This is a genomic window from Tolumonas auensis DSM 9187 (assembly GCF_000023065.1).
Taxonomy (GTDB): Bacteria; Pseudomonadota; Gammaproteobacteria; order Enterobacterales; family Aeromonadaceae; genus Tolumonas; species Tolumonas auensis.
Genome location: NC_012691.1, coordinates 3,425,846 through 3,451,063 on the forward strand (window position 1 = coordinate 3,425,846; position 25,218 = coordinate 3,451,063).

Below are 25,218 nucleotides of genomic sequence, written 5' to 3' on the forward strand. Positions count from 1 at the left end.
CATGTTAGCACAGCTGACAGCGCGGTAAACCTCCCCGGAATAGTGCAATGTAACGCTCAGGGTTCAACCGCCATCTGCTACCATGTTAGTATCCGGTAAAAACCGCTGGTACAGACACTTATGACCGAACTGCGTATCGCTACCCGAAAAAGCCCGCTGGCCCTGTGGCAGGCCAACTTCGTTAAGCAACAGCTTGAGCTTCATCATCCCGGATTACAAGTCACGCTGGTGCCGATGAGCACGCAGGGTGACAAAATTCTCGATACCCCGCTGGCCAAGATTGGTGGTAAAGGTTTGTTTGTCAAAGAGTTAGAACAAGCCATGCTGGAAAACCGGGCAGATATTGCCGTGCATTCCATGAAAGATGTACCGGTTGATTTTCCTGACGGGCTCGGTCTGGCGGTGATCTGTGAGCGTGATGATCCGTACGATGCGTTTGTCAGTTCCCGCTTTGCCAGCGTATATGAACTACCGGAAGGTGCGGTGGTCGGTACCTCCAGCCTGCGCCGGCAGTGTCAGCTGCGGGCGCAGCGTCCGGATCTGGTGATCCGCGATCTGCGCGGCAATGTGAATACCCGTTTAGCCAAACTGGATGCCGGTGACTATGATGCCATCATCCTCGCTGCCGCCGGTTTACGTCGTCTGGACAAGGCAGAACGGATCCGCTCACGGTTACCCCCGGAGCTCAGCCTGCCTGCGAATGGCCAGGGTGCGGTCGGCATTGAATGTCGTCTCGGTGATACCCAAACGTTAGCATTACTGGCATCACTGGAACATGCCACCACCCGTTACTGTGTGATGGCGGAACGGGCCATGAACCGCACGCTGCAGGGTGGTTGTCAGGTCCCTATCGGCGCATTTGCGGAAATGCAGGACAACGATCATTTGTGGCTGCGTGGTCTGGTTGGATCTGTGGATGGCAAACAGATCATTCATGGCGATATTTCCGGTCCGAAAGAACAGGCCGAAGAACTGGGTAAGCTACTGGCAGAACAACTGCTGGTTCAGGGTGCTGATGATATTCTGCGTGCGGTTTATGGCGCATGACACCGTTAATCCTGCGTCCGCAGCCTGCCGCCGGTGAACTGGCGGCATATTTGCGGCGTGACGGCCACACACCGGTAGTCTGCCCGTTACTGACTTACCAGCCAGGCGATGAGTTAGCCTTATTACCAGCCCTGCTGAAGCAGGCGGAGATCACCCTCGCGGTGAGTGCCGCTGCCGTACAATTTGCCAGCCGCCACTTACAGCAACAAAAAATTCTGTGGCCACCAGCGCTGACTTATCTGGCGGTCGGCCCGGCGACGGCAGCCGAATGGCAGCAACAAGGGCTCCGCGTCATCTCGCCTGCCGATGCCCGCAGCGAAGGTTTGCTGGCGCAGCCCGCACTGCAATCGGTTAACGGAAAGAAAATCGTGATCCTGCGCGGTAACGGTGGCCGCGAACTGCTGACGGAAACCTTACGCCACCGCGGTGCGCAGGTTTCCTGTGTTGAATGTTACCGTCGTCACTATCTGCAAACAGACGGCGCCCGTTTATTACAGGAATGGCAGGCAGCCGCGGTGGACAGTGTTATCATCACTAGTAGTGAATTATTTCGGCAATTACTGATCCTGTTACCCGATACCGCCGGAAATTGGTTATCAGCACTACGCTGGTTTGTTGCCAGCGAACGCATCGCGGAAGAGATCAGGCATTCAGGATTTAAACAAATAACGATTATGTCCGGCGCACAGCATCAGGCTGTGGCGGCTGCATTATCAGAATAATTCAGAGGATGAAACAGATGAGTGAAGCCCAGGAATCCGCTCTGCCGCCAGCCGGACAAGAGCCGAAACCACACACCGTAAAGCGTAACAGCTCCTCAAAAACAGCAATCGGTTTGTTGCTGATCCTGATGGCCGGTATCGGCGGCTTCAGCATCTATGTTTATCAGCAACAACGACAAACGGCACAGGAACTGGCAACGCTGCACGATGAACTGCAACAGTCCCGCAGCGAACAATCCGCCCTGCAGGATTTGCTGGAAACACAACCAGTGGTGAAAGAATCACTGGCCAGCTTAGGTGAACAACAGCTGAAACTGGATGGCCGTCAGCGGGAACTGGAACAGAAATGGCTGGAAAAAGAACATCAGCGACCGAACGACTGGATGCTGGCCGAAGCCGGTTATCTGGTGCGCATGGCCGGACGCAAACTCTGGCTGGAGCAGGATCTCGTTACTGCCGGTATTTTACTGACCGATGCCGATAGCCGCATACAGGCTATCGCAGACCCGTCACTGATCCCGCTGCGTAAAGCGCTGGCCGAAGATATTGCCGCCGTAAAATCCGCACCGGAAGTCGATCGTGAAGGCCTGTCTCTGCGGGTAGGCACCCTGCTGGATAATATCGATCAACTGAAAATCAAAGGATTAGAGCCAAAACTGGAACAAGACCCGATCAGCGATGAAGTCAGCGATCAGTTAAGCGACTGGCAAACCAATCTGGAAAAGAGTGCCAAACAGTTTGCCGAACACTTTGTGACTATCCGCCGCCGGAGCAGTCAGGTGGAAGCATTGCTGTCACCGGAGCAGTCTGCCTATCTGCAGGAAAATCTGCGCTTACAGCTGCAACTGGCACAACTGAGTTTATTGCGCCAGGAACAGGCTAATTTCCGTAATCATCTGCAGAAAGCACAAAGCTGGCTCAGTGATTACTACGAAGCGGATGACAGCGCCACCCAGTTCATGCAAAAAGAGCTGACCACGCTGCAGGAAGCCGATATCACCGGCCACTATCCGAAAACCTTTGCTGTGCAGCCACTGCTGGAAAAAACGCTCGCTGAGCGCTGGCAAACCGCACCGGCAGCCCGCTGAGGAGAAACAGGATGATCCGTCTGATAGTCTTACTGGTGATTCTGGCTGCCGCCCTGTTAGTGGGCCCGCAGCTGGCTGATCATCAGGGTTATGTGATGATTGCGGTTGCTGACTACACCATTGAAATGAGTGTTATCACCGCCGCGATTATTGCGTTTGTCTTTTACTTTCTGTTACTGCTGACCGAAGGATTACTGAGCCGCCTGTTCAGTGTTCGTCGTGGTATTCGTGGCTGGTGGCAAAACCGCCGCTATCTGAAAGCACAGCGCCAGACCCAGAAAGGCATGACCGCACTGGCGGAAGGTGAATATCAGCGCGCAGAACATCTGATGCTGCGCAGTGCCGGACAAAGTGATCTGCCGTTGCTGAATTATCTCTCTGCTGCCGAAGCGGCGCATGCACAGGGCGCTTATCAGAAACGCGATGAATATCTGCTGAAAGCCGGTGAACTGGATCCGCAGGCCCAGCTGGCCATCCAGCTGACCCAGGTTCGTCTGCTGCAGGATCAGGGCGAATGGCAGCAAAGCCGTGAATTACTGGAACAGCTGCGTCAGCGCTGGCCTCAGCATCCGCAGATCCTGCAACGCTTACGCAGCATCTATCAGGCTCAGCAGGCATGGCAGGAAGAACTGGAACTACTGCCATTACTGCGGAAACAACAGTTGCTGAGCGACGATGATTTCGCGGCCGCACAGCAACAATGTTATCAGGCCTGGTTCAGCAAAATTCTGCAGGAGCAGAACGAAGATGTACTGCTGGCCTTCTGGCAGCAGCAACCCCGCGTCGTACGCCATACACCGCAATTAAAACTGGCCCTGATTGATACCCTTATTCAGCAACAGCACTATCAGGCTGCATTTGAGCAACTGGCACCCTTGCTGCGCAAACAGGCAGATGAGGCTTTATGGCAACGTTGCGCCGAACTGAAACTCAGTGATTACTCCCAGTTGCTGCAACTGCTGCTGCGTCAGCTGAAACAGCATCCGCAGTCACCGGCGTTGCTGTCGGCTCTGGGCCATATCTATTACCATCAGGAACAGTATGTACCTGCTCAGGGTTACCTGGAACGCAGTGTGGCGCTGCAGCCAACGACCAGAGATCAGCGGGCACTGGCTTCTATCATGGAACACCAGCGTCTGTTTGAAAAAGCCGCAGAATATTACCGTCTGAGTTTATCCTGATAGTCATACCCTGCTGTCATACAGCAGGGTACTCTATGAATCCTTTCTTTCATGCTGTTTTATTCTTTAATTGCCTTATTTTTGTGCGCAATAGCACCAAAATGGTTAACTCTTTCAGCCATATACCTACTATATTCGTAGTATCCACACAGAAGTTATTGTTTTATAACACGAATTATTATGATTAATCATATTGGCATAATTCGTGAATCTTCTTAGCGCCCCAATACGGGGAATAGCACAAATTTGAGTCAAAAACAGACTCAATTCAGTACATTACCACCACCAAAGCACAGAAATGGGGCGGTATTTGAATCTACAGAGGAGATGTTGGTGGAAACCACAAATGCAATTGCAACCCTGACCAGTGGTGCTGATACCCTGTTTTTATTACTGGGTGCTGTCATGGTACTGGCCATGCATGCCGGCTTCGCCTTTCTGGAGCTTGGTACTGTACGTAACAAAAACCAGGTCAACGCACTGGTTAAAATCATTACCGATTTCGGCGTCTCAACGCTGGCCTATTTTTTCATCGGTTATTTTCTGGCTTACGACAAGAGTTTCCTCAGCAGTGCCGGCACGCTGATGAGCCAGAATGGGCTGGAATTAACTAAGTTCTTCTTTCTGCTGACTTTTGCAGCCGCAATTCCGGCGATCGTGAGTGGCGGTATCGCTGAACGCGCCCGCTTCTACCCGATGCTGTGCTGTTCCTTCCTGATTGTGGGTCTGGTTTATCCGCTGTTTGAAGGGATTGCCTGGAACGGCCGTTTTGGTGTGCAGGAATGGTTCACCTCGCAGTTCGGTGCCCCCTTTCATGACTTTGCCGGTTCGGTGGTGGTGCACGCCGTCGGTGGCTGGATTGGTCTGGTCGCGCTGACGTTGCTGGGCATGCGTCGCGGCCGTATCCGCGGCAAACAAATTTTCAGCTTTGCCCCATCCAATATTCCGATGCTGGCTCTGGGTGCCTGGATCCTGATTGTCGGCTGGTTTGGTTTTAACGTGATGTCGGCACAAAAACTGAGCGGCATCAGCGGATTAGTCGCCGTGAACTCATTGATGGCCATGGTGGGCGGTACGCTGGTCGCCATGTTTCTGGGCAAAAATGACCCCGGCTTTATCCATAACGGCCCGCTGGCAGGTCTGGTTGCTGTCTGTGCCGGTTCCGATGTAATGCACCCGATTGGTGCATTAGTGGTCGGTGGCGTTGCCGGTGCCATCTTCATTATTGTGTTCACGATGCTGCAACGTCGTCCGCAGATTGATGACGTACTCGGGGTCTGGCCGCTGCACGGTCTGTGTGGTGCCTGGGGCGGCATCGCTGCCGGTATCTTTGGCAGTACCGCACTGGGCGGTATCGGCGGTGTATCCATCCTTTCACAGCTACTCGGTACACTGCTGGGCATTGTGATTGCGGTAGCCGGTGCCCTGCTGGTTTATGGCACCATGAAGAAATTCGTAGGCCTGCGCCTGTCACAGGAAGATGAACATGAAGGGGCTGACCTCGCAATCCATAAAATCAGCGCAGTCATGGACGATCTGAAGTCTTAAATTTCCTCTGATTAAAAAGCCGTGATCCTGACGATTACGGCTTTTTTTTATCCGTGCGATAACAGCTGATCGGACATAAAAAAACGGCCTGTCTGGTATAGACAGGCCGTTTTTTCATTAAGGCAGTAAAGCCAAATCAGAAGCGTTTGCGGGTGATCTCGATGACGCGTAATTGCGCCACTGCTTTCGCCAGTTCGGTGATTGCAGTCGCATAGTCCACATCGCCCGGATTGCCGTGGATTTTCTCCTCGGCAGCCCGTTTGGCAGCCTGTGCCTTCGCTTCATCCAAATCAGTCGCACGGATCACGGTGTCCGCCAGCACGGTCGCAGCTTCTGGTTGCACTTCCAGCATACCGCCGGAGATGTACATCACCTCTTCGGCACCATGCAGTTTAACCAGACGCACCAGACCAGGCTTGATGGAAGTCAGTAACGGTGCATGACCGTGACGGATCCCCAGTTCCCCTTCCGCGCCGGAAACCTGAACGGATTCCACACGACCGGAAAACAACATGCCTTCAGCACTGACCACATCCAGGTGGAAGGTAATCTCAGCCATAGAGCCTCCTGCCTGAATTACAGTTTCTTAGCTTTCTCGACCACTTCGTCGATGGAGCCAACCATGTAGAACGCCTGTTCTGGCAGATCGTCGTATTCGCCGTCCAGAATGCCTTTAAAGCCACGGATCGTCTCTTTCAGAGTCACGTATTTACCTGGTGAACCGGTGAATACTTCCGCAACGTTAAATGGCTGTGACAGGAAACGTTCGATCTTACGTGCACGCGCTACCACCAGCTTGTCATCTTCTGACAATTCATCCATACCCAGGATGGCGATGATGTCTTTCAGTTCTTTATAACGCTGCAGAACTGTCTGTACGCCACGCGCGGTTTCGTAGTGTTCCTGACCAACCACCAGCGGATCCAGCTGACGAGAAGTAGAATCCAGTGGGTCAACCGCCGGGTAAATACCCAACGCTGCGATCTGACGGCTCAATGTTACGGTTGAGTCCAGATGCGCAAACGTGGTCGCTGGTGACGGGTCAGTCAAGTCATCCGCAGGTACGTATACCGCCTGGATTGACGTGATAGAACCCGTCTTGGTAGAGGTGATACGTTCTTGCAGAACACCCATCTCTTCCGCCAGTGTTGGCTGATAACCTACCGCAGATGGCATACGACCCAGCAGAGCTGATACTTCAGTACCGGCCAGGGTGTAACGATAGATGTTGTCGATGAACAACAGAACGTCACGGCCTTCATCACGGAATTTTTCCGCCATGGTCAGACCAGTCAGAGCTACACGCAGACGGTTTCCTGGTGGCTCGTTCATCTGGCCATACACCATCGCTACTTTGTCGAGAACGTTAGACTCCTTCATTTCATAATAGAAGTCATTACCCTCACGGGTACGTTCACCCACACCGGCGAATACAGACAGACCGGAGTGCGCTTTCGCGATGTTGTTGATCAATTCCATCATGTTTACGGTTTTGCCTACACCGGCACCACCGAACAGACCGACTTTACCGCCTTTGGCAAACGGGCAGATCAGGTCGATAACCTTGATGCCTGTTTCCAGCAGTTCAGTGGCACTGGACTGATCTTCGTAGCTTGGCGCTTCACGATGAATAACCCAGTTGTCTTCTGCACCGATTGGGCCTTGTTCGTCCACAGGCTCGCCCAGAACGTTCATGATACGACCCAGCGTCTTCATACCAACCGGTACTTTGATCGCTTCACCGGTGTTAGATACTTCGGCACCACGACGCAGACCATCAGAAGTCCCCATCGCGATACAACGAACAACACCACCACCGATTTGTTGTTGCACTTCCATAACCAGCCCTTTGGACTGGCCTTCGCTCACAATCTTCAGCGCGTCATAAACCTTTGGAACCGCATCTTGCGGAAACTGTACGTCTACAACCGCACCGATGACTTGAACAATGATACCGTTACTCATGTCAAATCCTCTAAAGCCTGGAAACCTTTGCCTTAAACTGCCGATGCACCGCTAACGATCTCGGTGAGTTCCTGGGTAATCGACGCCTGACGCGCCTTGTTATACACCAGTTGCAAATCACCAATCAGATCGCCGGCGTTATCGGTAGCCGCTTTCATTGCCACCATACGGGCTGCCTGCTCACTGGCTAAATTCTCCACCACACCCTGATAAACCTGTGATTCGACATAACGGATCAGCAGTTCATTCAACAGATGTTTGGGATCCGGTTCATACAGATAATCCCAGTGGCGTTTTGCCAGCGCCTGGTCATCAGCCTTCGGCAAAGGCAGCATCTGATCGACTGTAGGTGTCTGCACCATGGTGTTTACAAACTTGTTGTACACCAGATACAGACGATCGATCTCGCCGTTGTCGTAAGCTTGCAGCATCACTTTTACAGAACCGATCAGATCGCCGATGCTTGGCGCATCACCCATCCCGGAAACCTGTGCCAGTGCTTTGCCACCAAAGCGTTCGAAGAAGTTGGCCGCTTTTGAGCCAATCAGCGCAGTAGAAACTTCTACGCCCTGCTCCTTCCATTCTTTCATCGATACCAGCGCTGATTTGAACAGGTTAATGTTCAGACCACCACACAGACCACGATCAGTCGATACGATGATGTAACCCACCCGCTTCACTTCACGTTCAATCAGGTAGGAGTGTTTATACTCCAGGTTACCCAACGCGATATGACCGATCACCTTGCGCATGGTCACGGCATAGGGACGGCTATAGGCCATGCGTTCCTGCGCTTTGCGCATTTTGCTGGCTGCCACCATCTCCATGGCACCGGTGATCTTTTGCGTGTTCTTCACACTGGCGATTTTATTGCGTATCTCTTTTGCGCCGGCCATTGCTGACTCTCCACATCAGAGGCTGCCTTACGGCAGCCGCGTTATTACCAGGTATGAGTCGCTTTGAAGCTATCGATCAATGCAGACAGACGCGCAACGATGTCATCGTTGTAATCTGCTTTTGCATTAATTTCAGCCATCAGATCAGCATGCTCATTGTTGGCATAAGAGAGCAGCGCTGCTTCAAAGTCGCCGATCTTGTTCAGTTCGACATCTTCCAGATAGCCACGCTCAGCAGCGAACAGTACCAGCGCTTGCTGGGCCACACTCATCGGTGCGTACTGTTTCTGCTTCATCAGCTCAGTCACTTTCTGACCATGGTTCAGCTGTTTACGGGTTGCATCGTCCAGATCAGAAGAGAACTGTGCGAACGCCGCCAGTTCACGATACTGTGCCAGTGCGGTACGGATACCACCGGACAGTTTCTTGATGATCTTGGTCTGAGCAGCACCACCCACACGGGATACCGAAATACCCGGGTCAACCGCAGGACGAATACCGGCGTTGAACAGTTGAGTGGTCAGGAAGATCTGACCGTCAGTAATCGAAATTACGTTGGTCGGAACGAATGCAGACACGTCACCGGCCTGAGTTTCAATGATTGGCAGTGCCGTCAGAGAACCAGTCTGGCCTTTTACCGCGCCTTTGGTGAACGCTTCCACATAATCTGTGTTAACGCGGGAAGCACGTTCCAGCAGACGGGAGTGTAAATAGAACACGTCGCCTGGGTAAGCTTCACGTCCTGGCGGACGACGCAGCAGCAGAGAGATCTGACGGTAAGCCACAGCGTGCTTGGACAGATCGTCATAAATAATCAGTGCATCTTCACCGCGGTCACGGAAATACTCACCCATGGTACAACCAGAGTAAGGCGCCAGATATTGCAGAGAAGCTGATTCAGAAGCAGATGCCACCACCACGATGGTGTTAGCCAGTGCACCGTGCTCTTCCAGTTTGCGCACCACGTTAGCGATGGTTGACGCTTTCTGGCCGATAGCCACGTACACACATTTGATGCCGGAATCTTTCTGGTTGATGATCGCGTCGATCGCCAGCGCGGTTTTACCGGTCTGACGGTCACCGATGATCAGCTCACGCTGGCCACGGCCGATTGGGATCATTGCATCAACTGCTTTATAACCAGTTTGTACTGGCTGAGAAACAGATTGACGTTCGATTACGCCTGGTGCAATCACTTCTACCGGAGCAAAGCCATCGTTTTCGATAGGGCCTTTACCATCAATAGGCTGACCCAGTGTGTTAACCACACGGCCCAGCAGACCACGACCAACCGGCACTTCCAGAATACGACCGGTACCCGTTACTTTCTGGCCTTCAGCCAGATCAGTGTACGGGCCCATGACGATAGCACCAACAGAGTCACGCTCCAGGTTCAGAGCCAGACCATAGCTGTTGCCAGGCAGTTCGATCATTTCACCTTGCATGACATCAGCAAGGCCATGAATACGAATAATACCGTCGCTGACCGATACGATAGTCCCTTCATTGCGGGCCTCGGTCACGACGTTGAATTGCGCGATACGCTTTTTAATCAGCTCGGCAATTTCAGTGGAGTTGAGTTGCATGCTTTAATCCCCAATCAAGATTGCAATGCTTCCGCCAAGCGGTTGAGTTTACTGCGAACGCTGGCATCGATGATGTCATCACCGATCTTGATCACCAGACCGGCCATCAACGATGGATCCAGCTGACAATTCAGACGTACTGTGCGCTGATAACGTGCTTCCAGAGATTTCTGGATTTTCACTTTTTCCGCTTCAGATAACGCTGCCGCAGAGGTGATCTGCGCTTCCAGTTCTTTGTCCAGTTCTGCTTTCAGTGCCGAAAACTCAGCAACGACCGCAGGCAGTACACTCAAACGTCCGTTTTCAGCCATGACCCGGATCAGGTTCTGGCCTTGCTCGTTCAGTTGTTCACCACAAATCTGGTTAAACAACTGCGCCAGTTGTTCTGGCGCCATAGAGCTGTGGATCACCTGTTGTACGGTATCGTCTTTCGACACTTCGGCCGCAAAGAGCAACATCGATAACCAGCTATCCACCGCTTTCTGTTCAACGGCAAAATCGAACGCGGCTTTGGCGTAGGGGCGCGCAATGGTTGTCACTTCAGACATAGCCCCGGCTCCCCTTAGAGTTCAGCAACCAGCTTGTCAACAATGGCGCTGTTCGCGGCACTGTCCAGCTGACGCTCCAGAATTTTTTCCGCACCCGCCACTGCCAGAGCAGCAACATGTTTACGGAGTTCTTCTTTCGCACGGTTGCGTTCAGCCTCAATTTCCGCTCTGGCCTGGTTCAGGATTTTTTCCCGTTCCGCCATCGCGTCCTGATTGGCTTCATCAATAACTTGGGCACGGCGTTTGTTCGCCTGCTCGATAATCTCAGCGGCTTGCTGTTTTGCTTCCTTGATCTGTTCCATGGCTTTGTTTTGTGCCAGGTCCAGGTCTTTTTTCGCACGGTCTGCTGAAGCCATACCGTCAGCAATTTCTTTCTGACGTTTTTCGATGGCAGCCATCAAAGGCGGCCACACGAACTTCATGCAGAACCAGACAAAAATAATGAAAGCAATCGTCTGGCCGAGGATGGTTGCATTGATATTCACTGCCCATCTCCCTTAAAAAATGAAATGCCTGGTTTACTCTTACTTCGCAACCGCGAACATAACATACATACCCAGACCAACTGCGATCATCGGGATAGCATCTACCAGACCCATTACGATAAAGAATTGGGTACGCAGCAGAGGCAGCAGGTCAGGCTGACGTGCAGCACCTTCCAGGAATTTACCACCCAATACGCCGATACCGATAGCAGCACCGATAGCAGCCAGACCCATCATCAGACCCGCAGCGATGAATAACATCTCCATGATTTTTCTCCGTCAAAAATATGAACAAAACGTTGATCAAAAAATTAATGTTCTTCACAAGCCATTGACAAATAAACGATTGTCAACACCATGAAAATAAACGCCTGCAACGTGATAATCAGAATGTGGAAGATAGCCCACGGCACATTCAGGAACCACTGAGACCACCAAGGCAGCATCGCAGCGATCAGGATGAAAATCATCTCGCCCGCATACATGTTGCCGAACAGTCGCAAACCCAGAGAGATAGGTTTGGAAATCAAGGTAACGGTTTCCAGCAGCAGGTTAATTGGCACGAATGCCCAATGGTTGAAGGGGGTCATAGTCAGCTCTTTAACAAAGCCGCCAATACCTTTTATCTTGATGCTGTAGAACAGGATCAGGAAAAAAACACCCAGAGCCATGGACAATGTGATATTAACATCTGCAGATGGAACCACGCGCAGGTAGGGAATATTGCTGATTTGTGCCAGATGCGGCAGATAATCGATGGGCAGTAAGTCCATCGCGTTCATCAGGAAAATCCAGACAAAAATGGTCAGCGCCAAAGGTGCGATCAGTTTATTTTTGCCATGGAAAATACCTTTCACAGTATCGTCCACAAATCCGAACACTATCTCAACAAAACACTGCAGTTTACCCGGTACACCACTGGTCGCTTTGACAGCTACTCTGCGGAATAACCAGATAAACAGCGTCCCCAAGACCACGGAAAAAACCATGGAGTCGATATTTACCGTCCAGAAACCACTGCCAACCTGCAAATGATGCAAATGGTGAGCAATATATTCCTGAGAAGTAAGCGTTTCTCCTGTGGAAGCCATGCTAGTTCCTAGTAACGATTGTTGAGGGTTAACGATATTATCCACTGACTGGCAAGCAACAAACTAAACGTGATCAGCACAACGGCATGATTCACATCCAGCCATTTGAACACCACGACAAAACAAACCAGTGTGGAGATCAATTTTGAGCCGGCAGCCAGATAGACATCCCACAGTACCAGTCCAACATCCAGCTCACGCTCTGGTCGTGAAGTACTGATAACGCTGAACAGTAACTGTGGTACCCAGTAAGTTCCGCCTCCGCATAAGACAGAACCCGCAGTAGCGGCATCTTTTACCAGCCAGGTAATCAACGCAGCTACCACTATCAGTGCAAGCTGAACCCAAAGCACAGACCACGCCATAGTTTTGACACTCATCGACGGTCCCTGCAGCATTCAGCTTCTCCGATCTTGTAACGCCTTATTACGGCGCAATTAATTAACATAAAACCAACAAAAAAGCATCCTTTTGTTAAAAAGCACCGCAACGAGCATTTAACATATATCTTAAATGTAACTATCTGGTGCGAAAGGATTTTTTTTACTGATTAAAGCAAAACATTAGCCCAATAAAACTGAAAAAACCAGCCGTTTTTGTGAACTAGCTCAAATTGAAAAGGTGGCGGATTTTCTCAAATTCCGCAGCATTCTGATAACTCAGAATAATCTTGCCGTTATTATCACCGGAACGGACAAATTGTACGGAAAGCCCCAATTGACCGGACAAGGATTCAGACCAGACAACACTTTGCTGATCCACTTCCGGTTCCGGCTTGGCTGCCGCCGGATTCAACAGCTTCTGCACCATCCGCTCGGTATCACGAACAGTCAGACTTTTCTGCGCTACAGTACGGGCAACTTCACTCTGCTGTTCACCTTCCAGACTGAGCAAGGCACGGGCATGCCCCATGTCCAGATCACCGTGCTCCACCAGTTGTTTGACATCTTCATTAAGATTATTCAAACGCAACAGGTTACTGACCGCAGAACGGGATTTGCCCACCGCTTCCGCCACCTGCTGGTGGGACAGTTCAAATTCGGTCATCAACCGCTGTAAGGCAACCGCTTCTTCGATGGCATTCAGATCTTCCCGCTGAATGTTTTCAATCAGCGCTATCGCCACCGCCGCATTGTCTTCGACGTTTTTGATCAGGCAGGGTACTGTTTCCAGCCGGACTAACTGGCAGGCACGCCAGCGCCGTTCACCGGCAATGATCTCGTACTGCTGTTCCGCCAGCTGACGCACCACGATCGGCTGAATAACGCCTTGGGCACGGATTGAATTCGCCAGATCTTCCAGCGCATCCTGCGACATATCGCGGCGCGGCTGATATTTGCCGGGACGCAGCCAGCTTACCGGCAGGATCTGCAGTTCACCTTTCTGGTTATCCACTTTGTCTTGCGCGGCATCAGCCTGAATATCACTTAAAATTTGTTTCTGCCGGGCGACCTGACTGGTACCCAGTAATGCTTCCAGGCCTTTGCCTAAACCGCGTTTTTTGGATGTCATAACAGATTATCTCACGCTGAGGCTTCGGCCTTTTGTTGCTGCTCTTCCCGGCGCAGCAATTCGCCGGCCAGTCCCAGATAGGCTTTGGAGCCAAGGGAACTCTTGTCGTAATACATCACCGGGGTGCCGTGGCTGGGTGCTTCGGCCAGACGGACATTACGCGGAATAATGGTCCGGTATACCTTGTCGCCGAAATATTGCTTCAGCTGTTCCGATACTTCGTTCGAGAGCCGGTTACGGTGATCGAACATCGTTCGCAGTACACCTTCAATTTTCAGATTCGGATTCACCACGGCAGCCAGTTTACTGATGGTATCCACCAGAGCGGTCAGTCCTTCCAGCGCAAAATATTCGCACTGCATCGGCACCAGCACCGAGTCGGCCGCCGACATGGCGTTGACGGTCAGCAGGTTCAGCGCCGGCGGACAGTCGATAAAAATATAATCGTAGTCATCGCGGATCGGAGCCAGCGCGTTGCGCAGACGGATTTCCCGGGCAAACACTTCCATCAGCCGGATTTCGGCGGCAGTCGCATCTCCGTTGGCCGCAATCAGATCATAACCGCCTGTGGTTTCGGTGATGATCACATCGCGGACCGGCATTTCTTCCACCAGTAATTCGTAGATCGTCCGGTCGGTTTCGTATTTATTAACGCCGCTGGCCATAGTGGCATTGCCCTGCGGATCGAGATCGATCAGCAGCACCTTGCGACGCGTCGCCGCCATTGAAGCAGCCAAATTCACGCTGGTGGTAGTTTTACCAACCCCACCTTTCTGGTTTGCTATGGCAATGACTTTTCCCACAGTTGCGGATCCTAAAGTTGTTTTTTCACAATAATCAGATGACGTTCGGCATCAAGCTGCGGCACATCCAGACGATGCGCGGAAACCAGCTCAAAACCACTCAGCAGGCTTTCCAGTTCATCCTGCGGATAAAGACCTTTCAGCGCCAGAAAAACGCCCTGGGGGGCCGGCAGGTGCCGACACCAGCTCAGCATATCATTCAGTGAGGCGAAAGCCCGGCTCAGTACACCATCGAAGCCGGTTTCATCATGGAATTCTTCCACCCGCGACTGCACGGCAACGACATTTTTCAGACCCAGTTCCAGAATAACCTGGCGGATAAACCGGATCCGCTTACCCAGACTGTCCAGTAACACAAACTGCTTGTCCGGCTGCACAATCGCCAGCGGCAGACCGGGCAAGCCCGGTCCGGTGCCGACATCGATAAAGCGGCTGCCGTTCAGATACGGTGCCACCACGATGCTGTCGAGGATATGGCGGACCAGCATGGCTTCCGGTTCACGAACCGAAGTCAGATTGTATGCCTTGTTCCACTTGTGCAGCAACCCGACCAGCGCCAGCAGTTGCTGTTTCTGCTGATCGGACAGCGATATATTGGCTTGTTGCAGCAGTGATTCCAGCTGCGGAAGTAATGTTTGCATATTATCAGGCCGATTTACGCAGCAGGCCGCGTTTTTTCAGATGAACTAACAAAATGGAAATTGCCGCCGGGGTGACACCGGAGATACGGGACGCCTGACCAATGGTCTGCGGTTTGGTATCGTTCAGTTTGATACACACCTCTTTCGACAATCCCGGTACTTCGCTGTAATCCAGATCCAGTGGCAACAGCGTCTCTTCATGGCGTAGCTGTTTGTCGATCTCATCCTGCTGGCGATCGATGTAACCGGCATATTTGACCTGAATTTCAATCTGTTCCGATGCTTGCGGATGTTCGATCCCCGGACCAACGCCTTCGATCGCCATCAGATCCTGATAATTGACTTCCGGACGGCGCAGCAGATCCTCCAGACTGGCCGGACGGCTCAGCGGTGTTTTCAGGATCTTGTTCAAACCTTCGGTGGCCGGATGTTGCGGCTGGATCCAGGTGTCCTGCAGACGCTGCTGTTCCTGTGCCATCATCTCCAGTTTGTGGTTGAAGAACGCCCAGCGTTCGTCATTGACCAGACCCAGCTCACGGCCAACCGGTGTCAGACGCAAATCAGCATTGTCTTCACGCAGCAGCAGACGGTATTCCGCCCGGCTGGTAAACATGCGGTACGGTTCTTTGGTACCCAGTGTGGAGAGATCGTCCATCAGCACCCCGATATAGGCCTGATCCCGACGCGGTGCCCACGGATCCTTATCCTGAGCCCGCAGTGCCGCGTTGATCCCGGCCAACATGCCTTGTGCAGCCGCTTCTTCGTAACCGGTGGTGCCGTTGATCTGGCCGGCAAAAAACAGGTTTTGCAGGCATTTGTTTTCCATGTTCGGTTTCAGATCCCGCGGATCGAAGAAATCATATTCGATCGCATAACCGGGGCGGGCAATATGCGCATTGGCAAAGCCTTTCATCGAACGCACGATCTGTACCTGCACATCAAACGGCAGGCTGGTGGAGATGCCGTTCGGATAGAGTTCATGCGTGGTCAAACCTTCCGGTTCGATAAAGATCTGATGCGCGTCCTTGTCGGCAAAACGCATGATCTTGTCTTCGATCGACGGGCAGTAACGCGGGCCGATCCCTTCGATCACCCCGGCATACATCGGACTGCGATCCAGATTGGCGCGGATCACATCATGTGTCTGCACATTGGTATGGGTGATGAAACAGGGTACCTGGCGCGGATGCTGTTCCGGTTTACCCAGATAGGAGAATACCGGCACCGGATCGTCACCCAGTTGCATCTGCAACTGTGAAAAATCCACCGAACGCGCATCAATGCGGGGCGGGGTACCGGTTTTTAACCGGCCAACACGCAGTGGCATTTCACGCATGCGCTCTGCCAGCGTTACCGAGGCCGGATCACCGGAGCGACCACCGCGGTAATGTTCCATACCGATGTGGATCAGGCCGTTTAAGAAGGTGCCCGCGGTCAGTACCACGGTTTTGGACAGAATACGGATCCCCGCCTGTGTCACGACACCACAGACACGATCGCCTTCCAGGATCAGATCATCGCAGGCTTGCTGAAACAGCTGCAGATTCGGGTAGTTTTCCAGGGTATGGCGGATGGTTTGTTTGTACAGCAGGCGATCCGCTTGTGCCCGGGTTGCCCGTACGGCCGGGCCTTTGGATGAATTCAGAATGCGGAACTGGATCCCGGCGTGATCAATGGCTTGTGCCATGATGCCGCCCATGGCATCCACTTCTTTGACCAGATGGCCCTTACCGATCCCTCCGATGGCCGGATTACAAGACATATGTCCTAATGTCTCAATGTTGTGAGTCAGCAACAGGGTTTTCATGCCCATACGTGCTGCTGCGGTTGCGGCTTCTGTGCCAGCGTGACCTCCGCCAACCACAATCACATCGAATTGATCATGATACTGCATATGCAAACTCCAATTTCTGCCATCAAGGATCGTTGTTCAGTGGGGCGCATATTCTAGCGGGTTTACCGGATCAATAAAATCAAAGAACGATCTTAGGGGAGAATGCGTTTGCTAATTAGATCTAGGATCTTTTAATGATCTTCTTATTGATCTTTATTATATAGATCGAGGGTATCTGTGAATAACTTAAAAATGATCAGATTGATCAAGGTGTTGGGGTGGATCCAATCCTGTGGTTTTTCCGGGATCCAGAGCGGTTGAACATGAGCATAACCAGGCATGTTATACACAGACCTATCTGAGGTATCTAGTTGTTAATAGGATAAAAAGAGCTTATTCAGAGGGTTTAAGGGTGGTTATGCACAAAACTTTTTTTCATGATCCTAATCTGTGGGTATCTGGTTTTTTATGATGATCGAGTTGTCAGTGAACTGTGGATAAATCTGTGCAAGGCTTTCTGCGGCACGATCGTTTACGGAAGTGGATAAGATCATAAGCGGAAAAAGGGATCTGGTCACGTGATGGTGGTGATCCCCTGAAGCGGAGGATGATCAGTTCAGCAGCATGTTCCATTCGGAGAACCAGATGTCGGCGGCATCTTCCGGAATGTCATGTTGGGTGACATCAATTTCCAGTCGTTCGCCGACTTTCTGAGCACCGGTCTGTTCCATTAACTGATCCAGCAGACGGCCACCTGCACAGAATGTATCGTAATTACTGTCGCCCAGCGCGACGACGGCGTAGCGGAGATCCGCCAGTTGAGGCTGCCGTTGTGCCAGATCCTGCGTAAACGGTTGCAGGTTATCAGGAACTTGTCCGGCACCGTGCGTGGAGGTCACAATCAGCCAGAGGGTATCCGACCCTTTGCTGGCCAGCAGGTTATTCAGATCAGGCTGATAATGCAGCTCTGTGCTGTGCTGCTGTGCCTGCAGCTGTTCAGCCAGGTGTTCCGCCACATATTCAGCGGCACCGAGGGTGGAACCAATAATGATATCGATATGCGCCATATTTGCTCCTTAAAAAAAAGGAGCCCTGAGGCTCCTTTAGATACGCATTTGTGCAGATAAGACTACACGCGGCGTTTGAATTCACCGGTACGGGTGTCGATTTCGATCTTGTCGCCGATTTTAACGAAATCTGCAACAGAGATAGTCGCATCAGTACCTTTCAGCTTAGCTGGTTTCATTACTTTACCGGAAGTATCGCCACGTACTGATGGTTCAGTGTATTCCACTTCACGTACGATAGTGATTGGCAGTTCCATGGAGATCGCTTTGCCATCGTAGAAGGTAACTTCACAGATGTCTTCCATACCGTCGATCAGGTAGTTCAGTACGTCGCCCAGGTTTTCTTTTTCAATGTCGTACTGGTTGTATTCAGTATCCATGAACACATACATTGGATCAGCGAAGTAAGAATAAGTACATTCTTTACGTTCCAGCTGTACGGTGTCCAGTTTATCATCTGCTTTGAACACAGTTTCAGCACCTGCGCCAGACAGCAGGTTTTTCATTTTCATTTTAACGACGGCAGAGTTACGGCCGGATTTGTTGAATTCGGTTTTCAGTACGACCATAGGGTCTTTACCGATCATGATTACGTTACCGACACGGATTTCCTGAGCGATTTTCATGTGTTCAATTCCTGAATTGAGCTTAGCTATATATTTACGCGCAACATTCTAGCTGTTTTTCCACAAATTGCACGAGTTGACTGGCTAAATTTCCACCAGCAAATGCAGTCTGCGGCCAGTGCCGGGCCTGTTTTTGCCATTCTGGCCAGAATATTTGCAGCTCTGACCAGGTCTGCTTAAGTTCTGGTGATTGTTCCTGATTAAAGTGGATGAACAACCGTTGTACCGCGGCAGCCAGTCCGGCGTGCATATTTTGTGTATAGCGCTGAAGAAATGCCTGCAGCTTTTCCAGATGTGCGTCTGCTTCCTGAGGGTAGATATGCCAGAGGAACGGACGGGCGGCCCATTGTGCCCGCAGGAAGGAATCTTCGCCGCGTACAATGTTAAAATCACAGCTCCACAGCAGTCGGTCATACCCGGCCTGATCGGTCATCGGTAATACTTCCAGCGTCAGTGCGCCTTGCTGCCAGCGTCCTCCGGCCTGACAGACATCGGCCGGCAGCAGTGTGCGCAAACTGTTCAGGCTGCGGCCAGCCGGGATCAGACAACGTACCGGCGTCGGGCTCTGTTGCCAGCAGTCAAGCAGGGCGGGCAGAGTGCTGTTTTCATAGCTGAACAGGCTGACAAACAGTTCATTTTCCTGCGGTGGCAGCAGATCCCGCTCACAGCAGAATTGCTGCCGGAGATTGTTTTGCTGCTGCCAGCGATCCCGCTCGGCAAACAGGTTGTTTTCGCACAGTAAACCGCCACTTCGGGCACTGAAACCGGGGAAGAAAAAATATTTGGTCAGATGATGCTGCCGGGAAGGCAGGCCATGGCAGTCATCGATCCAGCTTTCTGCGGTCAGGTATTCCAGATTCAGCCAGACCGGCGGTTTTTCCATCTGTTGCATCGTTTGCTGCACGCTACGTGGTAATTCGCAGGCAAAGGCTTCGATTACCACTTTTCCCAGTTGCCAGTTGGCCGGAAAAGGATCATTCCAGTGACCGATCAGCACATTATCAATTTGTTGTTCAGACAAGGCGGGATCGAGAGCCGGGCACAAGCGCTGAAAACTGTGCAGATCGTCCACCCAGAGGCGGACCGGTTGCTGATACTCGTTCGCTAACTGACGAGCCAGACGCCAGGTCACACCGATGTCACCGTAGTTATCGACCACGGTACAGAAAATATCCCAGTAAGAAGCGGCAGTCTGAGGCATAAGGTTTATCATCCGGCAAGATAGTGGCGGGATCGTAGCAGAAAATCAGGCAGAATAGCCGGACGGACGCATTTCGCATTAATGAAGAGAGAAATATGCACGCTAATCTGATGTTGCTGGTCACTGCGGCCATTTGGGGTTTTGCTTTTGTTGCCCAGCGGGTGGCGATGGATCACATGGGACCTTTTTCCTTTAACGGGGTGCGTTTTCTGCTGGGTGCGGCGTCATTGTTACCGCTGATCTGGTTTTTTTCGCGCAAAAAAGCGGTTGCCACGACGACTGCGGCGAAAACATCCGTCTGGTTAGCCGGTGGGGTGGCCGGAACGATTCTGTTTATTGCCGCGGCATTGCAACAGGTCGGGTTGCTTTATACCACGGCGGCCAAAGCCGGTTTCATTACCGGTTTGTATATGATTCTGGTGCCGTTTCTGGGTTTGTTTTTACGGCATGTGACCGGGCTGAATGCCTGGCTGGGGGCGGGGATCGCATTGATTGGTCTGTATCTGCTCAGCATCAATGCCGATTTCACCATGTCGAAGGGTGATTTTCTGATGTTTATCGGCGCGATATTCTGGGCCTGTCATATTCTGTGGATCGATTTTATCGGTCGCCGGGTTAATGCCCTGCAACTCTCGGCCGTACAGTTTTTATCCTGTGGCGTCTTAAGTATGCTGGTTGCATTCCGGCTGGAAACACCGTCATTATCATCTGTTTTTCTGGCCTGGGAGTCGGTGTTGTTTGCCAGTTTTATCAGTGTCGGTGTTGCTTACACGCTGCAGGTCATCGCGCAGAAAAAAGCCAAACCGACCCACGCTGCTATCATCATGAGTATGGAGGCGGTGTTTGCGGCGATGGGTGGTGTCATGTTTTTGAATGAATCCTTGCCCATGCGCGGCTGGATTGGTTGTGCATTGATGATGACGGGCATGCTGTTATCGCAGATCCCGTTACCCAGACTGAACAGAGTCACAAACTGACAGGCATAAAATAAAAGGAGCCGGAACCATGTCTTCCCGTCTGAATGAATATACCCAGACATTAATTGCGTTATTGCTGCTGGTTTCGATTGTCGGGGCGGCGTTTATTGTCATTGCACCGTTTCTGGTGGCGACCCTGTGGGCCATCATTCTGGTGTCGGCGACCTGGGATCAGTTTGCCTGGTTGTCTGCCCGTTTCGGGGGGCGGGATGGGGTCGCTGCCATGCTGGTGGTGACTATCCTGATGCTGTTTATCATGGTGCCGCTGGTGTTTGCTTCTGTTGAATTTGCACAGCAGTTGACAGTGCTGGCGCGGGATCTGCAGCACCAGATAGAGTCCGGTGTCTGGCCGGCACTACCGCAATGGCTGCTGGATGTGCCGTATGCGGGTGAGTGGTTACAAGCCGAATGGCTGGGATTACAGCAACTGGATATGCAGGTGCTGAACCAGCTGAAAGGACTGGTGACGCCGCTGGCAAAAATCATGCTGAGTATGGCCGGTTCTTTTGGTGCCGGGATGCTGATGTTGCTGATTAGTCTGCTGATTGCCGGGGTGTTGTATGCCCATGGCGAAACCATTCATCGCTGGGTGCTGGCCTTTAGCCACAAAGTCGCTCCGAAAGAAGGGATCCGCCTGTTACATGTCGCCCACACGACGATTCGTGGTGTGGTTAACGGCTTCATTGGTGCTGCGATTGCGCAGGGCGCCTTTGCCTGGTTTGGTTATGCACTGGCCGGGATCCCGCATGCGTTGAGTCTGGGATTGGCCACCAGCCTGATTTCGGTGATCCCCGGCGGGCCGATGCTGCTGTCGATCCCGGCGATAGGCTGGCTGTATCAGCAGGGCTCGGTAGGCTGGGCTATTTTTGTTGCGGTCTGGATCCTGTTTGCCGTGGGTTCGATTGATAATGTGGTGAAGTCACTGGTCATTGGCCGCAGCAGCCCGTTACCAATTGTGCTGATCCTGTTCGGTGTGGCCGGTGGCGCCATTAGTTTTGGCTTACTGGGGGTATTTTTAGGGCCGATTTTGCTGGCTCTGGTTTATGCCTTGCTGAAAAACTGGGTGAATGCGGACGAAGCGGCGGATCAAACACGGTAGCGATTATTTTACCGGGGTATGCCAGTCGGTGCCGGCCAGTTTTTCCGCCAGATAATCGATTAATGTTTTCACTTTCAGAGACAGGTTTTTACGCGAAGGATAGACTGCATGGATACCAAACGTTGGCCCGAACCAGCCGGGCAGGATGGTCTGCAGTTTACCTTCCTGCAGCTCGGGGCTGATTTCGAAGATGGGTTGCAGCGCGATGCCCTGACCCGCTAACACAACGGCCCGGATGGTATCGCCGTTATTGGTGTGCATTCGCGGTTTCAGACTGATGGCCCGCTCTTCACCGCTGGCCGACTGGAAATGCCAGACATCGCCGCTGGGCAGGTATGAAAAGGAGATCACCTGATGCTGAGTCAGTGCTTCCGGGGTGGCTGGTAAACCATGTTTTTCCACATAGGCCGGCGCCGCACATAACACGGCGTGGCTATCGGCGAGGCGGCGCGAAACCAGGGTTGAATCGGCCAGATTGCCGATGCGGATTGCCAGATCAAAGCCTTCGTCCAACAAATCAATCCGCCGGTCGGTTAGTTCTATATCCAGCGTCACCGCCGGATTGCGTTCCATAAATTCAGCCCATAACGGCGCCAGATAGCGGGTACCGAAGGAAAGCGGAGCATTGACGCGGATATTACCAATCAGACGGCTGTTATTTGCGCCGGCGGCACTGTCGGCATCATCCAGATCGGCCAGAATTTGTTTGGTGCGCTGATAATAGTCCCGTCCTGCTTCAGTCAGGGCGATGCGGCGGGTGGAACGCTGTAACAGGCGGACACCCAGATAAGTTTCCAGTTCCTGAATATAGCGTGAAACGGCGGCTTTTGAGCTGTGCAGACGCTGAGCGGCGGCAACAAAACTGCCGCTTTCCACTACGGCGATCAGGGCGGTCAGATTACGCAGGCGATCCATTGATTGTTCCGATTTCTGAAACAGTTAATCTTCATAAAAGCTATTTATCTACGCCTGGTAAATCAATAGAGTGAATACATACCAACGGAAGATGGTCACATGATAAAGAAAATCATGTAGTGATGGATATCACAATGAATAACCAATATTGATTTTCTGGAGTTCCTAAAATGAAACATTCATTATCCCGTATTGCTGCCGTTGCGCTGTTCTCTCTGTTTGCTGTTTCTGCAGCACAAGCAGGAGTTGAAACTTACCGGGTACACGGTACTGTGCAACAAGTGGATGCTGCTAATGGCAAAGTTACCCTGGCTCAGGATGCGGTGACTGAACTGGGCTGGCCAGTCCGCACCATGACTTACAAGGTGGATGGTGACAATACCCTGACTGGCATTTCTGCCGGCCAGACCGTGGATGCGACTTTCACCACCACTTCGCCTTATCAGGCCTCAATTCAGTTCATCACTCCGACTGCTCATTAATCCGGGTGCCAGCGGCGGGTCTTGTTGCCGGCCGCTGGGATGATGTTATGCTTTCACTCTGACATCATTGCCGGATCTGCCAAATGTTCACACAACAACACCTGCTTCAGCTGGCAAGAACAGCGATGCCTTTTGGTAAATATCAGGGGCGGATGCTGATCGATCTGCCGGAGGAATATCTGCTCTGGTTTGCCAAAAAAGGATTCCCGCAAGGCCCGCTCGGTGAGCTGATGGCATTGTGTCTGGAACTGAAAATTGAAGGGCTGGATAGCCTGATCAAGCCGCTGAAAAATCCGCGGTAATCTTTCTTATAACGCTGACATCATGTTAGTGAATCCGGTAATCCCTGATAAGATCCCCGTTATCAGTGTCTGAACTGTTCTTTGTTCATTACCAGCAGAAAACAGCCCGGACATCTATTTTATATTTGTATATCGAAATATTTCGATATACAGTAATGATAATCTGTTCAGGTAAATGTTATGAACAATCAGGAAGTCGATACCATCATCAAGGCACTGGCTAATCCGGCCCGGCGGGATATTTTATCCTGGCTGAAAAATCCGGAAGTGGAATTTCCGGAGCAGACAAGTTCGTATGCTGATGGTGTCTGTGTTGGACAGATCTATCTCCGGGCTGGTTTATCGCAATCGACTGTTTCTGCGCATCTGGCCACGTTACAACGTGCCGGATTACTGACCTCGAAACGACTGGGGCAGTGGGTGTATTACCAGCGCAATGAAGCGGTGATTGATGAATTTACAGCCCATATCAAACAGGCTTTGTAATTTTATTCAGGAGTCTTACATGACGACCTTATTTGATCCGATCCAGATGGGCGAACTGTCGCTGCCGAACCGCATTATCATGGCACCGCTGACCCGTTGCCGAGCCAGTGAAGGTCGCGTGCCGAATGCGCTGATGGCTGAATATTATGTGCAGCGTGCCAGTGCCGGTCTGATTATCAGCGAAGCGACGTCGGTAACACCGATGGGCGTTGGGTATCCTGATACGCCGGGTATCTGGTCGGATGAACAGGTCGAAGGCTGGAAACTGGTCACCGATGCAGTACATAAAGCCGGTGGCCGGATTGTGCTGCAGTTATGGCATGTCGGCCGTATCTCTGATCCGGTGTATCTGAATGGTGAATTACCGGTGGCACCGAGTGCGATTGCGGCAGAAGGTCATGTCAGTCTGGTGCGCCCGATGAAAGGTTATGAAGTACCGCGGGCACTGGAGTTGGATGAAATTCCGGTAATCGTTGAAGCGTACCGCAAGGGTGCAGAAAACGCGAAAAAAGCCGGCTTTGATGGTGTGGAAGTGCACGGCGCCAACGGTTATCTGCTCGATCAGTTTCTGCAGAGTTCAACTAACCTGCGTCATGATATCTATGGTGGCAGTATTGAAAACCGTGCGCGCCTGATGCTGGAAGTGACCGATGCCGTGATTTCTGTCTGGGGTGCCGGCCGGGTTGGCATGCATCTGGCTCCGCGCGGCGATTCACATACCATGGGTGACAGCGATCCGGCGGCAACTTTTGGTTATGTCGCCAAAGAACTGGGTAAACGTCAGATTGCGTTTATTTTTACCCGTGAGCATTTTAATGAGCCGACACTGACGCCGATGCTGAAACAGGCCTTTGGCGGTACTTTTATTGCCAATGAGCAGTTTACAGCTGATTCTGCACATCAGGTTTTGAATGATGGTCATGCCGATGCTATCGCTTTCGGAAAGCAATTTATCGCCAATCCGGATTTGGTGAACCGTCTGAAGCTGAAGGCGCCATTCAATGAACTGCGTACCGACAAAATGTACGCCGCCGGTGCGGAAGGCTATACCGATTATCCTTTTCTGTAAGTGAAATAAAAAAGAGAAAGACAATATGCTGTCTTTCTCTTTCTATT

Annotated in this window: 28 protein-coding genes; 11 read left to right on the forward strand and 17 right to left on the reverse strand. The window is 51.8% G+C overall.

The annotated features are described in order from the left end of the window. Positions 1-120 precede the first annotated feature (120 nt). From hemC to TOLA_RS16065, 5 genes are all read left to right on the forward strand, one after another. Positions 121-1,047, forward strand: coding sequence for a hydroxymethylbilane synthase (gene hemC, locus TOLA_RS16045; RefSeq protein WP_015880164.1), 927 nt, complete (start codon positions 121-123; stop codon positions 1,045-1,047). Further along, a complete protein-coding gene (locus TOLA_RS16050; RefSeq protein ID WP_015880165.1) occupies positions 1,044-1,769 on the forward strand; it encodes a uroporphyrinogen-III synthase in 726 nt (241 codons plus the stop codon). Before hemC ends, TOLA_RS16050 begins: the two co-directional genes overlap by 4 nt. 17 nt (positions 1,770-1,786) lie before the next feature. Further along, a complete protein-coding gene (locus tag TOLA_RS16055; RefSeq protein ID WP_015880166.1) occupies positions 1,787-2,857 on the forward strand; it encodes a uroporphyrinogen-III C-methyltransferase in 1,071 nt (356 codons plus the stop codon). 11 nt (positions 2,858-2,868) lie between these two features. After that, positions 2,869-4,038 carry a heme biosynthesis HemY N-terminal domain-containing protein gene (locus TOLA_RS16060; protein WP_015880167.1) on the forward strand — a complete coding sequence of 390 codons (1,170 nt, stop codon included), beginning with the start codon at positions 2,869-2,871 and terminating at the stop codon, positions 4,036-4,038. 327 nt (positions 4,039-4,365) lie between these two features. After that, positions 4,366-5,586 carry an ammonium transporter gene (locus TOLA_RS16065; protein ID WP_041609569.1) on the forward strand — a complete coding sequence of 407 codons (1,221 nt, stop codon included), beginning with the start codon at positions 4,366-4,368 and terminating at the stop codon, positions 5,584-5,586. A gap of 136 nt (positions 5,587-5,722) precedes the next feature. On the opposite strand, the gene TOLA_RS16070 is transcribed toward TOLA_RS16065, so the two are convergent. The 16 genes from TOLA_RS16070 to earP form a co-directional block, all read right to left on the reverse strand. Then, a complete protein-coding gene (locus tag TOLA_RS16070; RefSeq protein ID WP_015880169.1) occupies positions 5,723-6,145 on the reverse strand; it encodes a F0F1 ATP synthase subunit epsilon in 423 nt (140 codons plus the stop codon). A 17-nt stretch (positions 6,146-6,162) separates the two neighbouring features. Continuing rightward, positions 6,163-7,551, reverse strand: coding sequence for a F0F1 ATP synthase subunit beta (gene atpD, locus TOLA_RS16075; RefSeq protein WP_015880170.1), 1,389 nt, complete (start codon positions 7,549-7,551; stop codon positions 6,163-6,165). A 32-nt stretch (positions 7,552-7,583) separates the two neighbouring features. After that, positions 7,584-8,447, reverse strand: a complete 864-nt coding sequence (gene atpG / locus TOLA_RS16080; protein WP_015880171.1) for a F0F1 ATP synthase subunit gamma — start codon at positions 8,445-8,447, stop codon at positions 7,584-7,586. A gap of 44 nt (positions 8,448-8,491) precedes the next feature. Then, positions 8,492-10,033 carry a F0F1 ATP synthase subunit alpha gene (atpA, locus tag TOLA_RS16085; protein ID WP_015880172.1) on the reverse strand — a complete coding sequence of 514 codons (1,542 nt, stop codon included), beginning with the start codon at positions 10,031-10,033 and terminating at the stop codon, positions 8,492-8,494. Positions 10,034-10,047: 14 nt separating this feature from the next. Next, positions 10,048-10,581: a F0F1 ATP synthase subunit delta gene (gene atpH / locus TOLA_RS16090; protein WP_015880173.1), complete on the reverse strand. Its 534-nt coding sequence runs from the start codon at positions 10,579-10,581 to the stop codon at positions 10,048-10,050. Between the two features lie 14 nt (positions 10,582-10,595). Further along, positions 10,596-11,066, reverse strand: a complete 471-nt coding sequence (gene atpF, locus TOLA_RS16095; RefSeq protein WP_015880174.1) for a F0F1 ATP synthase subunit B — start codon at positions 11,064-11,066, stop codon at positions 10,596-10,598. 39 nt (positions 11,067-11,105) lie between these two features. Next, complete coding sequence (gene atpE / locus TOLA_RS16100; RefSeq protein WP_015880175.1) at positions 11,106-11,333, reverse strand: F0F1 ATP synthase subunit C; 228 nt, start codon at positions 11,331-11,333, stop codon at positions 11,106-11,108. Between the two features lie 44 nt (positions 11,334-11,377). Continuing rightward, complete coding sequence (gene atpB, locus TOLA_RS16105; protein ID WP_015880176.1) at positions 11,378-12,157, reverse strand: F0F1 ATP synthase subunit A; 780 nt, start codon at positions 12,155-12,157, stop codon at positions 11,378-11,380. An 8-nt stretch (positions 12,158-12,165) separates the two neighbouring features. Continuing rightward, positions 12,166-12,537 (reverse strand): ATP synthase subunit I, encoded by a 372-nt coding sequence (locus TOLA_RS16110; RefSeq protein ID WP_171804923.1) that lies wholly within the window; start codon positions 12,535-12,537, stop codon positions 12,166-12,168. A 223-nt stretch (positions 12,538-12,760) separates the two neighbouring features. After that, positions 12,761-13,669, reverse strand: coding sequence for a ParB/RepB/Spo0J family partition protein (locus TOLA_RS16115; protein ID WP_015880178.1), 909 nt, complete (start codon positions 13,667-13,669; stop codon positions 12,761-12,763). Positions 13,670-13,680: 11 nt separating this feature from the next. Beyond that, positions 13,681-14,472 carry a ParA family protein gene (locus TOLA_RS16120; RefSeq protein ID WP_015880179.1) on the reverse strand — a complete coding sequence of 264 codons (792 nt, stop codon included), beginning with the start codon at positions 14,470-14,472 and terminating at the stop codon, positions 13,681-13,683. A gap of 11 nt (positions 14,473-14,483) precedes the next feature. Beyond that, entirely contained in the window at positions 14,484-15,113 is a 630-nt protein-coding gene (gene rsmG / locus TOLA_RS16125) for a 16S rRNA (guanine(527)-N(7))-methyltransferase RsmG (RefSeq protein ID WP_015880180.1), read from the reverse strand. Between the two features lie 4 nt (positions 15,114-15,117). Further along, positions 15,118-17,007, reverse strand: a complete 1,890-nt coding sequence (mnmG, locus tag TOLA_RS16130; RefSeq protein ID WP_015880181.1) for a tRNA uridine-5-carboxymethylaminomethyl(34) synthesis enzyme MnmG — start codon at positions 17,005-17,007, stop codon at positions 15,118-15,120. Between the two features lie 551 nt (positions 17,008-17,558). Then, positions 17,559-18,014, reverse strand: a complete 456-nt coding sequence (gene mioC, locus TOLA_RS16135; RefSeq protein ID WP_015880183.1) for an FMN-binding protein MioC — start codon at positions 18,012-18,014, stop codon at positions 17,559-17,561. 62 nt (positions 18,015-18,076) lie between these two features. Beyond that, the gene (gene efp / locus TOLA_RS16140; protein ID WP_015880184.1) at positions 18,077-18,640 is read right to left on the reverse strand and encodes an elongation factor P; all 564 of its coding nucleotides are present in this window, start codon (positions 18,638-18,640) and stop codon (positions 18,077-18,079) included. Positions 18,641-18,674: 34 nt separating this feature from the next. Continuing rightward, positions 18,675-19,841, reverse strand: a complete 1,167-nt coding sequence (gene earP, locus TOLA_RS16145; protein ID WP_015880185.1) for an elongation factor P maturation arginine rhamnosyltransferase EarP — start codon at positions 19,839-19,841, stop codon at positions 18,675-18,677. Positions 19,842-19,936: 95 nt separating this feature from the next. On the opposite strand from earP, the gene TOLA_RS16150 reads away from it, so the two are divergent. Next, the gene (locus TOLA_RS16150) at positions 19,937-20,818 is read left to right on the forward strand and encodes a DMT family transporter (RefSeq protein ID WP_015880186.1); all 882 of its coding nucleotides are present in this window, start codon (positions 19,937-19,939) and stop codon (positions 20,816-20,818) included. A 28-nt stretch (positions 20,819-20,846) separates the two neighbouring features. Beyond that, positions 20,847-21,917: an AI-2E family transporter gene (locus tag TOLA_RS16155; protein ID WP_015880187.1), complete on the forward strand. Its 1,071-nt coding sequence runs from the start codon at positions 20,847-20,849 to the stop codon at positions 21,915-21,917. A 3-nt stretch (positions 21,918-21,920) separates the two neighbouring features. Here the strand turns inward: TOLA_RS16155 and TOLA_RS16160 are convergent, their stop codons facing one another. Beyond that, positions 21,921-22,832, reverse strand: coding sequence for a LysR family transcriptional regulator (locus tag TOLA_RS16160; protein WP_015880188.1), 912 nt, complete (start codon positions 22,830-22,832; stop codon positions 21,921-21,923). Positions 22,833-23,002: 170 nt separating this feature from the next. Here TOLA_RS16160 and TOLA_RS16165 point away from each other — a divergent pair, with 170 nt between their 5' ends. From TOLA_RS16165 to TOLA_RS16180, 4 genes are all read left to right on the forward strand, one after another. After that, positions 23,003-23,314 (forward strand): copper-binding protein, encoded by a 312-nt coding sequence (locus TOLA_RS16165; RefSeq protein WP_015880189.1) that lies wholly within the window; start codon positions 23,003-23,005, stop codon positions 23,312-23,314. Between the two features lie 83 nt (positions 23,315-23,397). After that, complete coding sequence (locus TOLA_RS16170; protein WP_015880190.1) at positions 23,398-23,616, forward strand: DUF3820 family protein; 219 nt, start codon at positions 23,398-23,400, stop codon at positions 23,614-23,616. Positions 23,617-23,796: 180 nt separating this feature from the next. Further along, positions 23,797-24,102, forward strand: coding sequence for an ArsR/SmtB family transcription factor (locus TOLA_RS16175; protein WP_015880191.1), 306 nt, complete (start codon positions 23,797-23,799; stop codon positions 24,100-24,102). Between the two features lie 19 nt (positions 24,103-24,121). Then, positions 24,122-25,171 (forward strand): alkene reductase, encoded by a 1,050-nt coding sequence (locus tag TOLA_RS16180; protein ID WP_015880192.1) that lies wholly within the window; start codon positions 24,122-24,124, stop codon positions 25,169-25,171. The last annotated feature ends 47 nt before the right edge of the window (positions 25,172-25,218 follow it).

Coding starts and splice junctions, on each gene's coding strand:
- hemC (WP_015880164.1), top strand. CDS start 121: ATGACCGAACTGCGTATCGCTACCCGAAAAAGCCCGCTGGCCCTGTGG.
- TOLA_RS16050 (WP_015880165.1), top strand. CDS start 1,044: ATGACACCGTTAATCCTGCGTCCGCAGCCTGCCGCCGGTGAACTGGCG.
- TOLA_RS16055 (WP_015880166.1), top strand. CDS start 1,787: ATGAGTGAAGCCCAGGAATCCGCTCTGCCGCCAGCCGGACAAGAGCCG.
- TOLA_RS16060 (WP_015880167.1), top strand. CDS start 2,869: ATGATCCGTCTGATAGTCTTACTGGTGATTCTGGCTGCCGCCCTGTTA.
- TOLA_RS16065 (WP_041609569.1), top strand. CDS start 4,366: ATGTTGGTGGAAACCACAAATGCAATTGCAACCCTGACCAGTGGTGCT.
- TOLA_RS16070 (WP_015880169.1), bottom strand. CDS start 6,145: ATGGCTGAGATTACCTTCCACCTGGATGTGGTCAGTGCTGAAGGCATG.
- atpD (WP_015880170.1), bottom strand. CDS start 7,551: ATGAGTAACGGTATCATTGTTCAAGTCATCGGTGCGGTTGTAGACGTA.
- atpG (WP_015880171.1), bottom strand. CDS start 8,447: ATGGCCGGCGCAAAAGAGATACGCAATAAAATCGCCAGTGTGAAGAAC.
- atpA (WP_015880172.1), bottom strand. CDS start 10,033: ATGCAACTCAACTCCACTGAAATTGCCGAGCTGATTAAAAAGCGTATC.
- atpH (WP_015880173.1), bottom strand. CDS start 10,581: ATGTCTGAAGTGACAACCATTGCGCGCCCCTACGCCAAAGCCGCGTTC.
- atpE (WP_015880175.1), bottom strand. CDS start 11,333: ATGGAGATGTTATTCATCGCTGCGGGTCTGATGATGGGTCTGGCTGCT.
- atpB (WP_015880176.1), bottom strand. CDS start 12,157: ATGGCTTCCACAGGAGAAACGCTTACTTCTCAGGAATATATTGCTCAC.
- TOLA_RS16110 (WP_171804923.1), bottom strand. CDS start 12,537: ATGAGTGTCAAAACTATGGCGTGGTCTGTGCTTTGGGTTCAGCTTGCA.
- TOLA_RS16115 (WP_015880178.1), bottom strand. CDS start 13,669: ATGACATCCAAAAAACGCGGTTTAGGCAAAGGCCTGGAAGCATTACTG.
- rsmG (WP_015880180.1), bottom strand. CDS start 15,113: ATGCAAACATTACTTCCGCAGCTGGAATCACTGCTGCAACAAGCCAAT.
- mnmG (WP_015880181.1), bottom strand. CDS start 17,007: ATGCAGTATCATGATCAATTCGATGTGATTGTGGTTGGCGGAGGTCAC.
- mioC (WP_015880183.1), bottom strand. CDS start 18,014: ATGGCGCATATCGATATCATTATTGGTTCCACCCTCGGTGCCGCTGAA.
- efp (WP_015880184.1), bottom strand. CDS start 18,640: ATGAAAATCGCTCAGGAAATCCGTGTCGGTAACGTAATCATGATCGGT.
- earP (WP_015880185.1), bottom strand. CDS start 19,841: ATGCCTCAGACTGCCGCTTCTTACTGGGATATTTTCTGTACCGTGGTC.
- TOLA_RS16150 (WP_015880186.1), top strand. CDS start 19,937: ATGCACGCTAATCTGATGTTGCTGGTCACTGCGGCCATTTGGGGTTTT.
- TOLA_RS16155 (WP_015880187.1), top strand. CDS start 20,847: ATGTCTTCCCGTCTGAATGAATATACCCAGACATTAATTGCGTTATTG.
- TOLA_RS16160 (WP_015880188.1), bottom strand. CDS start 22,832: ATGGATCGCCTGCGTAATCTGACCGCCCTGATCGCCGTAGTGGAAAGC.
- TOLA_RS16165 (WP_015880189.1), top strand. CDS start 23,003: ATGAAACATTCATTATCCCGTATTGCTGCCGTTGCGCTGTTCTCTCTG.
- TOLA_RS16170 (WP_015880190.1), top strand. CDS start 23,398: ATGTTCACACAACAACACCTGCTTCAGCTGGCAAGAACAGCGATGCCT.
- TOLA_RS16175 (WP_015880191.1), top strand. CDS start 23,797: ATGAACAATCAGGAAGTCGATACCATCATCAAGGCACTGGCTAATCCG.
- TOLA_RS16180 (WP_015880192.1), top strand. CDS start 24,122: ATGACGACCTTATTTGATCCGATCCAGATGGGCGAACTGTCGCTGCCG.